Annotated in this window: 1 pseudogene; it reads right to left on the bottom strand. The window is 65.9% G+C overall.

The window, feature by feature from the left end:
* Window positions 1–121: 121 nt before the first annotated feature.
* Window positions 122–299, bottom strand: a pseudogene (locus SB764_RS39270) (BON domain-containing protein); the annotation flags it as partial.

Below are 299 nucleotides of genomic sequence, written 5' to 3'. Positions count from 1 at the left end.
CATGCATTCGCATTGGCAACCATCTGACCGCGCGGCGCATCGGCCGCCTGCGCCGTCGATGCAAAAGCACAACCCAAAGCACTCGCCGTCAACATCGCGCTGACGAAAGAAGCACCCCACGTCATGGCGTCGCCTTCGGATTACCCGGATGCACCGAGTTCGAATTGCTGACCGGGGCCGGCGCCTGCTGTTCGAGCGGTCGCGCACTCACCGACGAATCGGGAATCGCGCCGATGGTCGGGACGCTGGCGTCCGGTTGCGATGCAGTCACCGGCGCAGTCGCCGCAGCCGCGGTAGCC

The sequence above is a fragment of the Paraburkholderia sp. SIMBA_027 genome (assembly GCF_046535315.1).
In the GTDB taxonomy this organism is placed as follows: Bacteria; Pseudomonadota; Gammaproteobacteria; order Burkholderiales; family Burkholderiaceae; genus Paraburkholderia; species Paraburkholderia tropica.
The sequence above is the reverse complement of the archived record's forward strand: the minus strand, read 5'-3'. Positions and strand labels throughout refer to the sequence as shown.